Origin of the sequence: Streptomyces sp. NPDC005931 (genome assembly GCF_042871235.1) — a bacterium.
Lineage (GTDB): Bacteria > Actinomycetota > Actinomycetes > Streptomycetales > Streptomycetaceae > Streptomyces.
This window is the reverse complement of sequence record NZ_JBIAIG010000004.1, coordinates 152,739-165,240: the sequence shown is the minus strand read 5'-3', so window position 1 is coordinate 165,240 and position 12,502 is coordinate 152,739. Positions and strand designations below refer to the sequence as shown.

Here is a 12,502-nt window from a genome sequence, read left to right as displayed (position 1 = left end):
GGCCCTCTTCCCCTGCCGTGTCAGGCATCGGGGATGTCGCGCTTGGCGTGAAGCAGCGTGTCGCGGGTTGTGACGACGATGCGCTCGTAGTCGGCCCTGGCGGCATCTTCCGGGGAGCAGCGCATCCGGTTCTCCGGACACCCGTGTGACCAGCGAGCGCCGCCCGCAACCCCGTGCGACTACATCATCCCTGCTCAGGCCGTATACGGGCGGCGTCATATGCCGCCCGCGCCTGCTGCACCTCGGGCATCCGCTTCTCGGTCCACAGCGCGAGGGTGCGCACCTGTTCGGCTGCCTCACGGCCCAGTCCGGTGAGGGAGTAGTCGACCCGGGGCGGGATCACCGGCTGGGCGTCGCGGTGGACCAGGCCGTCACGCTCCAGGGTCTGGAGGGTCTGGGTCAGCATCTTCTCGCTGACCCTGCCGATCGCCCGTCGCAGTTCGCTGAACCGGTGCGGACGGTCCAGCAGCCGGATCAGCACGAGCACGCCCCAGCGGCTGGTCACATGCTCCAGGACCAGGCGGTGGGGGCACATCGCCTCGGCGGCGTCCCTGCGGTCCGACTCACTTACTGCCATGCCAGTACCTTACTTCAAAGTGGGTACTTTCTGAGAGTTAGCGTCACTCTTAGGGTTAGTGCATCGCCTCACAGCGTCCTCACTTCCCAAGGAGATCCGCATCATGAGCATCGTCGTCACGGGAGCCACCGGACACCTCGGCCGGCACGTCGTGGAGCAGTTGTTGGAGAAGGTTCCGGCCGACCAGGTCACCGCGGTCGTCCGCGACGAGGAGAAGGCTGCCGGCCTCGCCGGGCGCGGGGTGCGGATCGCGGTCGCCGACTACAACGCCCCCGAGACCTTCGACGGTGTGTTCGCGGCCGGCGACCGGGTGCTGCTGATCTCCGGCAACGAGTTCGACAAGGGCCGGGTCGGGCAGCACAAGGCCGTCATCGACGCCGCCCGGTCGGCCGGTGTCACCCTGCTCGCCTACACCAGCGCCCCCGGCGGCCTGACCGCCGCGCTCGCCGACGACCACCGGGGCACCGAGGAGGCGCTGCTGGGCTCGGGTGTGCCGTACGTGCTGCTGCGCAACGGCTGGTACCACGAGAACTACACCGAGAACCTCGCCCCGGTGCTGGAGCACGACGCGGTCGTGGCCGCCGCCGGCCGCGGTCGGGTCTCCTCCGCCGCCCGCGCCGACTACGCGGCCGCCGCCGTCGCCGTGCTGACCGGCGAGGGGCACGAGAACCGGACGTACGAGCTGGGCGGTGACGAGGCGTGGAGCTTCACCGAGTACGCGGCCGAGCTGAGCCGGCAGACCGGCCGGCGGATCGCCTACCACGAGGTCACGCCCGAGGAGCTCACGGGCATCCTGGCCGGCGCCGGGCTGCCCGAGCCGCTGGCCGCGGTCTTCGCCGGCGTGGACGTCTCCGTCGCCAGGGGCGAGCTCGTCGTGGACAGCGGCGACCTGTCGCGCCTCATCGGTCGCCCGACCACCCCGTTGGCCACGGCGATCGCCACGGCGCTCAAGGGCTGACGCCGTGCGGTGACGCCCTCACCCCCGCCTGTCATGACCGTATCCCTATACGGGCATGACAGACGGGGGTGTCCGGCGTTACCGTCGATGCGGAGGGCACGCGTCAGGCGAGAAGGAGGGCCCGTGACCGGGAAGTCGGGCGCCGAACGGCGCACAGGACTGCTGAACGGCTTCGCGGCCTACGGGATGTGGGGGCTCGTCCCCCTGTTCTGGCCCCTGCTCAAGCCCGCCGGAGCGGTGGAGATCCTGGCCCATCGCATGGTCTGGTCGCTGTTCTTCGTCGGCGCCGCGCTGCTGGTCGTGCGCCGCTGGGCCTGGCTCGGCGAGCTGCTGCGGCAGCCGCGCCGCCTCGCGCTGATCGCGGTCGCCGCGACGGTGATCACCGTCAACTGGGGCGTCTACATCTGGTCGGTGAACTCCGGGCACGTGGTCGAGGCGTCGCTCGGCTACTTCATCAATCCGCTGGTCACCATCGCGATGGGCGTGCTGCTGCTGAAGGAGCGGCTGCGGCCGGTGCAGTGGGCGGCGGTCGGAGTCGGCGCCTCGGCGGTGCTGGTGCTCACCGTGGGACACGGCCGGCCGCCGTGGATCTCCCTGTGTCTCGCCTTCTCCTTCGCCACCTACGGGCTGGTGAAGAAGAAGGTCAACCTCGGCGGCGTCGAGTCGCTGGCCGCCGAGACCGCGATCCAGTTCCTGCCCGCGCTCGGTTATCTGCTGTGGCTGGGCGCCCGGGGCGAGTCCACCTTCGCCGGCGAGGGCGCGGGCCACGCCGCCCTGCTCGCCGCGACCGGCATCGTCACCGCGCTCCCCCTGGTCTGCTTCGGCGCCGCCGCCATCCGCGTGCCCCTGTCCACGCTCGGCCTGCTCCAGTACCTGGCCCCGGTCTTCCAGTTCCTGCTAGGGGTCCTCTACTTCAAGGAGGCCATGCCGCCCGAGCGCTGGGCCGGCTTCGCGCTGGTGTGGCTGGCGCTCACGCTGCTCACCTGGGACGCCCTGCGCACCGCCCGCGGGTCCGCCCGGACGCTGGCCGCGATGACGCCGGCGGCGCGGACGGCGGACCCGCGCCCGACCGAAGCGGAGCGCGTCACCGAGGCGCGGGCCTGACCTCACCACCGCGCGGGGGCCCGGCCCGCCGCCGTGCGGTGGGCGGCCCGTCTCCGCGCGGTGGGCGGCCCGTCTCCGCGCGGCGCCCGGCTCACCCGCCGGTTCACCTCGTGCCGGACGCCCGCCCCGGACCGGAGACTCCCCACCCCGCGCACGAGGCCGTTGAACCGGTCGCCGCCGAGCGGGCCGCCCAGGCCGTGACCCGCCCCTGACGGAGGCTGCGGCTACGCGTCCTCGGGCGCGCGGCGGGCCCGGTGGGCTCGGACCTTGGCGCGGTTGCCGCAGTGCTCCATCGAGCACCAGCGGCGGCGGCCCGGACGGGAGGTGTCCACGAAGAGCAGGCGGCAGTCGTGGGCGCCGCACTCGCGGACGCGGCCCGCGTACGAGCCGGTGAACAGGTCGATCGCGTCGCGGGCGACGGTCGACAGCAGCCCGGTGCCGGTGGCGCCCGGCGCCCAGGAGCGGGTGCCGTCCGGCTCGAGGCGGGACACCAGCGGGGGCTCGGCGGCAGCTGTGTTGACCACGTGCAGGTGCTCCGGGCGGGGCGGCCGGCCGTGCGCGCGGTCGGCGGTGAGCAGGAACAGGGCGTCGCGCAGGCTCCGCGCACGCTCCAGCTCGGTGTCGTCCACGGTGAGGTCCAGTCCGTCCGCGAGGCGGCTGCGCCCGGCCCAGGCGACGAGGTCCGCAGGGGTGTGCAGCACCTCGTACCGGGCGAAGGCGCCGGGGCCGCCGGTCGGAAGCAGCTCCAGACACAGGGCGCCGGGGTCGAAGCGGTAGGGCTTCCCCTCGTAGGAGATCAGGGTCAGGCCCGGCGGGTTCCCCGGCGTTTCGGTTGCGCTCCCACTCATGTAACCAATATAACCGGTTACATGACGCAGACACCGGCATCGCCGACTCCCGTGCACTGGAAGCTCGTCGTCGACGCGGCCGACCCGCACGCCCAGGCCGACTTCTGGGCCGCCGCGCTCGGGTACGCCGTGGAGGACCACAGCCCGCTCATCGACAGACTGCTCGGCTCCGGCGCCGTGCCGCCCGCCCTCACCGTCGAGGCCCACGGCCGCCGCGCATGGCGGGATCTGGACGCGGTGCGGCACCCCGACGACCCCTACGAGGCGGACAGCGGCACCGGGCTGGGGCGGCGTCTGCTGTTCCAGCGCGTGCCGGAGCCGAAGACGGTCAAGAACCGGCTCCACCTCGATCTACACCCGGGGGAGGGACGCCGGGAGGAGGAGGTCACGCGCCTGGAACGGCTCGGCGCGAGCGTGCTGCGGCGGGTGGCGGAGCCGTCCGGTTCATGGGTCGTGATGACCGACCCGGAGGGCAACGAGTTCTGCGTGCAGTGAGCCGGGCAACCGGGCGGGGCCCTCCGATATGCGTCGCACGCTGTCCTGTCAGCGCTCTTGACGGAGAGTCAGTTCCACATTCACCATCCAGGCACCCACTTAGCGGTGGGTGCCCGTGGAACCCCACGGGCCTCCCCAGGGAGTTCGGAGTCCCCCACATGCAACTCTCCGTTTCCACCCGCGCGGCGGCGGCCGGTGTCGTCGCGGTGATCACGCTGCTGGCCGGCGGGCCGTTGGCCGACGCGGCGTCCGCTCCCCCACGCACGGCCGCCGCGCCCGACATCCCCGTGGCGAACGTCAAGGCGCACCTGTCCCAGCTCCAGTCCATCGCCAACGCCAACGGCGGCAACCGCGCCCACGGCCGTCCCGGCTACAAGGCGTCCCTCGACTACGTGAAGGCCAAGCTGGACGCGGCCGGATTCACCACCAGCGTGCAGCAGTTCACCGCCTCCGGCCGCACCGGCTACAACCTGATCGCCGACTGGCCGGGTGGTGACCCGGGCCGGGTCCTGATGGCGGGCGCCCACCTCGACGGCGTGTCCTCCGGCCCCGGCATCAACGACAACGGATCCGGCTCGGCCGCCGTGCTCGAGACCGCGCTCGCCGTGTCCCGCGCTCAGTTACGGCCCGTCAAACACCTGCGATTCGCCTGGTGGGGCGCGGAGGAACTGGGGCTGGTCGGCTCCCGGTACTACGTCGGCCGCCTGTCCGCTACGGACCGTGCGGGCATCGACGGCTATCTGAACTTCGACATGATCGCCTCGCCGAACCCGGGCTACTTCGTCTACGACGACGACCCCGTCATCGAGAAGACGTTCAAGGACCACTTCGCCGGGCTCGGTGTGCCCACGGAGATCGAGACCGAGGGCGACGGGCGGTCCGACCACGCGTCGTTCAAGAGCGCGGGCGTGCCGGTCGGCGGTCTGTTCACCGGCGCGAGCCGGACCATGACCACCGCGCAGGCCACCAAGTGGGGCGGCACGGCGGGCAGGGCCTTCGACCGCTGCTACCACTCCTCCTGCGACACGACCGCCAACATCAACGACACCGCGCTGAACCGCAACAGCGACGCGATCGCGCACGCGGTGTGGGCGCTGTCGGGGTAACGACCGTGCCGGTCACGCCCGTTGGGCGCGGGCTCGGGCGGTCAGGCGGCCCATGCGGGCGCGGGCGGACTCCAGTTCCTCGATCTCGTCGGCCGCCGGGCCGTCCTCGGCGGTGAGTTCGGTCCACAGGCCGATCAGCTCGCGCCCGAGCTCCAGCCCGAGCTGCGGGTCGCGCACCGCGCGCCACGCGGTGGCCGCGCTGCGGACGTTGCCGTATGCGGCCTCCGCGTCGCCCACGCGGCGGTGGATGCCGGCGAGATCGAGGGAGAGGCGGAACGCCTGGAGCGGCTCGCCGGCCAAGTAGGCGATGTAGGAGTTGAGTTCGTGGAGCCGCAGCACTTCGGGGTGCTCCGCCCCCAGCGTCCCGGACGCCTCGGCGACGGTCTGCTCCGCCAGCCGTGCCGCGGCGTCGATGCGGCCCGCCCGGACGGCGTCGTTGATCTGCGCCACCGGCTCGGCGAGGAGGGCGGGGGCGGCGTCGTCGCCGGGCGCGGTGAGCGGCTCGTCCCCGAGCACCGCCTCCGCGACGGCGTCGAAACCGCGGGGCGGGGTGGGCCGTGCGTCCGCGGGGAGCTCGGGGTCGTCGAGGACGGGACCCCGGGTGGTCCCGGGGCGGGACGTACGGGCCGGGGCGAAATGGGGCTCGGGGATCGGTGCGGGGGCGGTCCCGGGCACGGCCGCGCGACCAGCGGCCCCCGGGGCGGAGGCCGGCGCCGCGACGTCCGAAGTGCGCGCCGCTTCCGGTGCGTTCGCGGGCCCGGCGGCCCCCGGGACCGGGTGAGGACTCGGGTTCATGGGCGGGGGCGGGCCGAACTCGCCCGTCGGGGGTGCGACCGTACCGGGCGGGGTGTCCCGCGCCGGCTCTGGCACGGCGCGCAGGGGGAACGTCGGGGCGGAACCGCCCGCCGGGCGCGGCTCCGGCACGGGGCGCAGGACGTGCGTCGGCCGGTCGTGCCCGGGGCGGGCCGGACCCGTACGGACGGGTTCCGCCGTGAAGCGGCTGGAGCCGTCCGGAGCCACCCGGAGCGGGACGACATAGCCGATGCGCTCGTCGTGGACGGTGGCCAGGACGGCACGGCCCGAGGCGACGGCCATGCGGTGGAGACGGTTCAGCACGGCCTGCTGGACCTCCTCACCGGGTGCCGGGGCCACCGGGATCCCGGCGACCGTCGCCGCGCCCGCTCCGACCCCGGCGAGGGGCACATGGACGTCGATCGGCACCGCCGCACGATCCGCCGCGTGCGCGGCCTGCTTCTGATCCCGCTTCTTCTCGCGGCTGAGTCGCGCCATCGTCCCCTCATTCGGGTCGTACACCTGTCGACGAGTCTGTCCGCTCGCCCGCGTTTCTCACGTCACCGCGGTGTCACAGGCTCGTCCCAAGGGTCGCCCGTCCCGATCTCCGGCCCGGTGGGAGGCATGAGGATCGGGCTACGAGGCAGGAGAGGGGCATGCGGACAGGCATGGGACAGGGACCGGAGATCTGGATCCGAGGGCCGGTGGCGGGACCGGAGCCGGGGCCGCGGGAGCCGGCCCGCCCCCCGGGGACGGCCCGGCGCTTCTCCTGGGTGGGCACCCACGGCGGGGCCGGTGTCTCCACACTGGCCGCGGTCTACGGGGGCCACGACAGCGGCCGTTCCTGGCCCGGTTCGGCCGATCCGCGGACCGTGCTGCTCGTCGCCCGGACGCACGCGGCCGGTCTGGACGCCGTCGTCCGCGCGGTGGAGGTGTTCCGGCGCGGGGAGACCCCGCAGGGGCTGGAGCTGGAGGGCGTGGTCCTGGTGGCGGACGCGCCGGGGCGGTTGCCGCGCCCCCTCGCCCAGCGGGTACGGCTCGTCGAGTCCTCGATCGACGTGTACCGCGTGCCCTGGGTGCCCGAGTGGCGCCTGGGCGAACCGGACGGCCGTCCGCCCCGCGAGACGGAGCCACTGGCCCGCCTGACGGGAGCGCCGCGCTGACCGGCGGGGAGCCTCGGCCGCCCCTTCCCGGTGCGTCCCCCTCGGCCGTGGCGATCGCCTCCGGCGTCCGCTCCGGCACCCTGCGCGCCGTCGACGTGGTCACCGCGGCACTGGAGCGGATCGAGCGGGCCGACCCGGTGCTGTGCGCGTTCACCGAGGTGTGGGGCGAGGAGGCGCTGCGCCGGGCGGCGGAGCTGGACGCACGGATCGCCGACGACGGCAAGGGGTCGGCGCCGGCCCGCACGGGCGCACGGAACGCCGGTGCGGAAGCACGGAATACCGAAACGCAGGCGCGGAACGCCGGTGCGGAAGCACGGGACACCGGCACGCACGTACGGAAGGTCGGCGTGGAAGCCCGGGACACCCGTACGCGGGCGCGGAACACCGGTGCGGGCGAACGGCGTTCCGTGTCTGCGACCGGGCAGGACGAAGGTTTCGGTGGCGGTGGCGGTGGCACGGACCGTGACGGGGGGTGGCCGACGCTCGCCGGGGTGCCGATCGCGGTGAAGGGACGGTACGGGCTGCGGGGGGCGGGGCCGCTGCTCGCGGCCGGGTGTGTCGCCGTCGGCGCCACGTCGGTGCCCGGGCCGGGGACGCCCTGGCAGACCTGGGGGCTGGGGGCGCGCGGCCGTACCGTCAATCCGTGGCGGCCCGACCGTACGCCGGGCGGTTCCTCGGCCGGTTCGGCGGCGGCGGTGGCGGCGGGGCTCGTCCCGATGGCGACGGGCAGCGACGGGGCCGGGTCGGTGCGGATCCCGGCGGCGTGGTGCGGAGTCCTCGGCCTGAAGGTCACCGGCGGCCGGCTGCCGTCCCCCGACCGGACGGGCCTCGCGGCACCGGGCGTCCTCACCCGCTCCGCGTCGGACGCGGCGGCCTGGTGGCGGGCGGTGGCGCGGCCGGTCGGCGGCACCGAGGAACACGTCCGCTTCCCCGTCCCCGCCCTGTGGTCCCCCGACCTGGGCTTCGCCGCTCCCGATCCGGAACCCGTCGCCCTCGCACGGGCCGCGGTGCGCAGGCTGGCCGACGCCGGTGCCGTACGGCTGGTCCGGCCGCGCGTGCCACTGCGCCTGCACGATCCGGGGCCCGCGTGGTTCGCCCTGCGCGGTCCGGACGCGGACGTCGCCGGCATGCGCGCCGCCCACCGGCTCCGGGCGGAGAACGATCTGCGCCTCGCGAGCGCCTTCGCCGAGGCCGACCTGCTGCTCACCCCCACGGCGCCCACCGCGCCGCACGGCCACGAGGGTCCCGGCGACCGGTATTCCACCGCCCTCACCTGGGCGTTCAACCTGAGCGGGCACCCGGCGCTGAGCGTCCCGGCCGGGTTCGGCACCGACGGCTGCCCCGCCGGGCTCCAGCTGGTGGCACCGCACGGGCGGGAGGAACTGCTGCTGGCCGTGGCCGGGGAGGCGGAGACACGGGCGGCCGGTTCCTGACGCGCCTGCGGACTCCCCCTGGCCTTTTTGCTTGCACGTACATAGGATGCGACGGAACAGTCGATGCATACGCATCAAATGCACACGCGCGCAATGCGTGCACGCCGACCATCTGGGGGATGGCCATGAGTCGCCGTTTCGTCTTCGTCCTGGGCAGCGCCCGCCCCGACGGCAACACCGAGATGCTGGCCCGCCGGGCCGCCGAACAACTGCCCGCGGACGTGGAGCAGCAGTGGATCGACCTCGCCGAGCACCCCCTGCCCGAGTTCGAGGACCTGCGCCACGACAGCGATCACGTCCGCCCCACCGAGGGCAACCTGGCCCTGCTGCTCGACGCCACGCTCGCGGCGACGGACCTGGTGATCGCCTCGCCGCTGTACTGGTACTCGGTCTCCGCCCGGACCAAGCGCTATCTGGACCACTGGTCGGGCTGGCTGCGCACCCCCGGCCTGGACTTCAAGGAGACGATGGCGGGCCGCACCCTCTGGGGCGTCACCGCGCTCGCCCACGAGGAGGCCCAGGTCGCCGACCCGCTCGTCGGCACGCTGAACAACTCGGCCGCTTACCTGGGGATGCGCTTCGGCGGGGTGCTGCTCGGCAACGGCAGCAAGCCCGGCGACGTACTGAACGACACGGAGGCGCTCGCCCGCGCCAAGACGTTCTTCGCTCAGGAGGCACCCTTCGCCCGCTACCCGTACGAGACCGCGACCGGCTGACGGGCCCGCACCACCGCCTTCCGCTACGCGGTGATGTCCTTCGCCGTGAACCTGGCCCAGGCGGCCGAGCCGAACACGGCCGCGTAGAGGGCCTGGACGCCGAGGTTCTTCGTCAGGTCCTCCCAGTACACCGGTTCGCGCATGAGGTCGGCGAAGGACAGCCAGTAGTGGGAGAAGAAGTACGGGTGGAGGGCGTTCAACTGGGGGATCTGGTCGAGGATCTGGACCGTGATGAGCAGACCGACCGTGGTGGCCATGGCCGCGATGCCGCTGTTGGTCAGCGTCGAGACGAAGAGACCGAGCGCCGCCACACCGACCAGTGAGGCGGCGACGACCAGGGCGATGAGCAGGGCCCGCCCCAGGCCCTCGGCGAAGCCGATCCGGGTGCCGGAGATCGTCGTCAGCTCGCCGAGCGGGAACAGCAGCGCGCCGACCGTCAGCGCCGACACGGCGACGACGAGGGTGGCGACCAGGCAGAAGATGAGGACGGTGGCGTACTTGGTGAGCAGCAGGCGGGTGCGGCCGGCGGGGGCGACCAGGAGGTAGCGCAGCGTGCCGGCGTTCGCCTCGCCGGCGACCGCGTCACCCGCCACCACGCCGATCGCCATGGGCAGGAAGAACGGCAGCGTGGCGGCCAGCGCGGTGAAGACCAGGAACAGGCCGTTGTTGGTGATCTGCGAGATGAAGGCCGGGCCTTCTCCGCCACCTCCTCCTCCGCCGCCGGCCGACGAACCGTCACCCGTCTCGATCTTCACGGCGATGCCGACCAGGACCGGTACCGCAGCCAGCACCCCGAGCAGCGCGAGGGTGCGCCAGCGCCGGAACGTGGTCAGCAGCTCACTGCGGAACAGTCCGAGGGTCCACAGGGGGCTCACCTCACGGATCGCCGGTTCAGCCCGCGACATCGAACCCCTCCCCCGTCAGCGCCACGAACGCGTCCTCCAGCGAGGCCCGTACGACCCCGAAGCCCCGCACCCGCACCCCGGCCGTCACCAGCGCGGCGTTCACCTCGGCGAGGTCGCGCCCGGGCACCTCCCCGGTCACCCGCTCGTCCTCGGCGACGACGTCACCGACGCCCTGCTCCTTCAGCACCCGGGCCGCGTCCGCCGGGTCGGGCGTCGTCACCACCAGACGGCCGCGGGCACCCGCCGCGAGGTCGGCGACGGGGCCCTGGGTGATCAGCCGACCCCGCGCCATCACGGCGGCATGGGTGCAGACCTGCTCGATCTCGTCGAGCAGGTGCGAGGAGAGGAAGACGGTCGTGCCGTCGGAGGCCAACTCCCGGACCAGGGAGCGGATCTCCCTCATGCCCTGCGGGTCGAGTCCGTTGGTCGGCTCGTCCAGGACGAGCAGGCTGCGCGGCTGGAGCAGGGCCGCCGCGAGTCCGAGGCGCTGCTTCATGCCGAGCGAGTACGCCTTCGCCTTCTTCCCGGCGGCGGCCGTGAGGCCCACCCGGTCCAGCGCGGCGGCGACACGGGCGCGCCGGGTGCGCGGATCGGCGGTCGGGTCGGCGGCGTCGTAGCGCAGGAGGTTGTCGCGGCCGGAGAGGAAGCCGTACAGCGCCGGGCCCTCGATGAGGGCGCCGACGTGGGGCAGTACCGAGCGGGCGGCGCGCGGCATGGGCCGGCCCAGCACGCGTGCGCTGCCGGACGTCGGCTCGATCAGGCCCATCAGCATACGGATGGTGGTGGTCTTGCCGGAGCCGTTGGGACCGAGGAAGCCGAAGACGCTGCCCGCCGGGACGGTCAGGTCGAGACCGTCCACGGCGAGCTGTCCGCCGCGGTAGCGCTTGGTGAGCGCGCGGGTGACGATGACGTCGTCGCCCGCGTCACCCGGCAGCGCCGCATCCGGCTCCGTGGCGGACGCCTCGCCCATCGGCTCCCTCGTTCCCTGTCTTGCGCGCGTCGTGCGGTCGGGGGCCTACTTCCCCTGGTTGGCGGCCTTCACGAGCGCGTCCTTGGTGACGGTGCCCACGTAGACCTTGCCGTCCTCGGTGATCAGGGCGTTGACGAGACGGGTACTGAACACCGTGCCCGAGCCGAACTCACCCTTGACCTGGTCGCCGAGCGAGCCGAGGAAGCCGCCGAGGTCGCCGCCCGCCTCGCCGGCCGGCAGGCCCGCGCCGCCGGTGTCGAAGGTGGCGACGGAGTTCCAGCCCTCGCCGAGCATCTTCAGCCCGTCGAGGCCCTTGGCGAGGTCCTCCTCGGACTTCGGGGCGTTCTCCGGCTTCCCGGAGTGCTCCCGGCCGTGGTCGAGTTCGCCGTCCTCGGTCACCTCGGCGCCCTTGGGCGGGGTGAAGTCGAAGGTGGAGGCGGCCGGCCGGTCGAAGCTCACCTTGGTGAAGCCGACGTCGACGACGGCGGCGCCGCCGCTCGCCGGGGTCAGCGTGAACTTCAGCGGCATGCCGGTCTCGTGGTCCACCGCGATGCTGATGGCGCCGACCGTGGAGCCGGACTGCCGGGGCTCAAGAACGAGCTTGTAGGCGTCCCGGCCGGCCACCTGGGCGGTGCCGTCGACGGTCACCGACGTGGTGTCGTCGACCGACTTGAGTGCCTCCTCCGCGAAGTCCTTCGGGGTGGCCGGGGGCTGGTGCTCCGGCTTGCCGGCCGTCTCGTCGACGGTGGCGTGGTAGACCTCGTTGGACGCGCTGTCGTAACCCCAGACGTCCTTGCCGTTGTGGATCAGGCTGTACTCGGCGGCGTCCTCGAGGAGCGACACCTTCTGCCGTTCCGGGCCATCGGTGGCGACGCGCAGGGTGTGCGTACCGGACGCCAGTTCGGTGAGCTTGGACGACGGATCGGCGGAGGAGCCGCCCTCGCCGCGTCCCGCGGCACCGGAGACGATGCCGTCCTCCAGCCCGCCGAGGTCCGGCAGACCGAGGTCCGTGGTGATCTTCACGGTGCCGGAAAGACGGTCGACGTCCGACTCGGCGATCTTCTGGACGAGCTGCTCGGCGGTGATCTTCGGCAGGTCGGGGTCGCCGGAGTCGGCGATCGCGGGGACAAGGCCGATGGTGGCGGCCGCCACGCCCATCACGGTGACCGGGACGACGTACCGTGCGGCCCTGCGGCGACCCGTGCCCGGCTCCTCGGGCCCGGCCGCGGTCGTCGTGTCGTCGGATTCGTACGGTGCCATGTGTGCCCTACCTCCGTGGTCGGCGGCGGCTTCCGTCCAGTGTCCCCGCGTCCTTCGCGCTCGCACCGGTTCACCCCTGAGCCGCCATTCTCACCCGAATCGGTGAGTTGTGGTGATGTCCGTGGCTCCATCTGACCAAATCCACGAAGCGGATTCGTCAGACCCCGGACTCAAC

13 protein-coding genes are annotated in these 12,502 nt (G+C 73.3%); 7 read left to right on the top strand and 6 right to left on the bottom strand.

Annotated features, from left to right (window positions below):
- Nucleotides 1–184 precede the first annotated feature (184 nt).
- Nucleotides 185–577, bottom strand: coding sequence for a winged helix-turn-helix transcriptional regulator (locus tag ACFYOV_RS11800; RefSeq protein ID WP_389086000.1), 393 nt, complete (start codon nt 575–577; stop codon nt 185–187).
- 103 nt (nt 578–680) lie between these two features.
- Between ACFYOV_RS11800 and ACFYOV_RS11795 the strand changes: the two genes are divergently transcribed.
- A complete protein-coding gene (locus tag ACFYOV_RS11795; protein ID WP_389085997.1) occupies nt 681–1,535 on the top strand; it encodes an SDR family oxidoreductase in 855 nt (284 codons plus the stop codon).
- A 123-nt stretch (nt 1,536–1,658) separates the two neighbouring features.
- Nucleotides 1,659–2,639: an EamA family transporter RarD gene (rarD, locus tag ACFYOV_RS11790; RefSeq protein ID WP_389085995.1), complete on the top strand. Its 981-nt coding sequence runs from the start codon at nt 1,659–1,661 to the stop codon at nt 2,637–2,639.
- 224 nt (nt 2,640–2,863) lie between these two features.
- On the opposite strand, the gene ACFYOV_RS11785 is transcribed toward rarD, so the two are convergent.
- Nucleotides 2,864–3,487, bottom strand: coding sequence for a CGNR zinc finger domain-containing protein (locus ACFYOV_RS11785; RefSeq protein ID WP_389085992.1), 624 nt, complete (start codon nt 3,485–3,487; stop codon nt 2,864–2,866).
- Between the two features lie 21 nt (nt 3,488–3,508).
- On the opposite strand from ACFYOV_RS11785, the gene ACFYOV_RS11780 reads away from it, so the two are divergent.
- Together ACFYOV_RS11780 and ACFYOV_RS11775 are read left to right on the top strand one after the other, a co-directional pair.
- Nucleotides 3,509–3,982, top strand: coding sequence for a VOC family protein (locus ACFYOV_RS11780; protein ID WP_389085990.1), 474 nt, complete (start codon nt 3,509–3,511; stop codon nt 3,980–3,982).
- A 158-nt stretch (nt 3,983–4,140) separates the two neighbouring features.
- Nucleotides 4,141–5,088 carry a M28 family metallopeptidase gene (locus tag ACFYOV_RS11775; protein ID WP_389085987.1) on the top strand — a complete coding sequence of 316 codons (948 nt, stop codon included), beginning with the start codon at nt 4,141–4,143 and terminating at the stop codon, nt 5,086–5,088.
- A gap of 12 nt (nt 5,089–5,100) precedes the next feature.
- Here the strand turns inward: ACFYOV_RS11775 and ACFYOV_RS11770 are convergent, their stop codons facing one another.
- Nucleotides 5,101–6,378: a tetratricopeptide repeat protein gene (locus tag ACFYOV_RS11770; protein ID WP_389085985.1), complete on the bottom strand. Its 1,278-nt coding sequence runs from the start codon at nt 6,376–6,378 to the stop codon at nt 5,101–5,103.
- Between the two features lie 158 nt (nt 6,379–6,536).
- Here ACFYOV_RS11770 and ACFYOV_RS11765 point away from each other — a divergent pair, with 158 nt between their 5' ends.
- From ACFYOV_RS11765 to ACFYOV_RS11755, 3 genes are all read left to right on the top strand, one after another.
- A complete protein-coding gene (locus ACFYOV_RS11765; RefSeq protein WP_389085982.1) occupies nt 6,537–7,043 on the top strand; it encodes a DUF6668 family protein in 507 nt (168 codons plus the stop codon).
- 47 nt (nt 7,044–7,090) lie between these two features.
- On the top strand, nt 7,091–8,476 hold the full coding sequence (locus ACFYOV_RS11760; protein WP_389085980.1) for an amidase family protein: 1,386 nt from the start codon (nt 7,091–7,093) through the stop codon (nt 8,474–8,476).
- A gap of 125 nt (nt 8,477–8,601) precedes the next feature.
- The gene (locus ACFYOV_RS11755; protein ID WP_389087055.1) at nt 8,602–9,192 is read left to right on the top strand and encodes a flavodoxin family protein; all 591 of its coding nucleotides are present in this window, start codon (nt 8,602–8,604) and stop codon (nt 9,190–9,192) included.
- Nucleotides 9,193–9,215: 23 nt separating this feature from the next.
- On the opposite strand, the gene ACFYOV_RS11750 is transcribed toward ACFYOV_RS11755, so the two are convergent.
- Genes ACFYOV_RS11750 through ACFYOV_RS11740 form a run of 3 tightly spaced genes read right to left on the bottom strand, consistent with a single transcriptional unit; the run spans nt 9,216 to nt 12,327 of the window.
- Nucleotides 9,216–10,097, bottom strand: a complete 882-nt coding sequence (locus ACFYOV_RS11750) for an ABC transporter permease (RefSeq protein ID WP_389085978.1) — start codon at nt 10,095–10,097, stop codon at nt 9,216–9,218.
- Nucleotides 10,084–11,067, bottom strand: a complete 984-nt coding sequence (locus tag ACFYOV_RS11745) for an ABC transporter ATP-binding protein (RefSeq protein ID WP_389085975.1) — start codon at nt 11,065–11,067, stop codon at nt 10,084–10,086. Before ACFYOV_RS11745 ends, ACFYOV_RS11750 begins: the two co-directional genes overlap by 14 nt.
- Before the next feature lie 45 nt (nt 11,068–11,112).
- Entirely contained in the window at nt 11,113–12,327 is a 1,215-nt protein-coding gene (locus tag ACFYOV_RS11740; protein WP_389085973.1) for an outer membrane lipoprotein carrier protein LolA, read from the bottom strand.
- Nucleotides 12,328–12,502 lie beyond the last annotated feature (175 nt).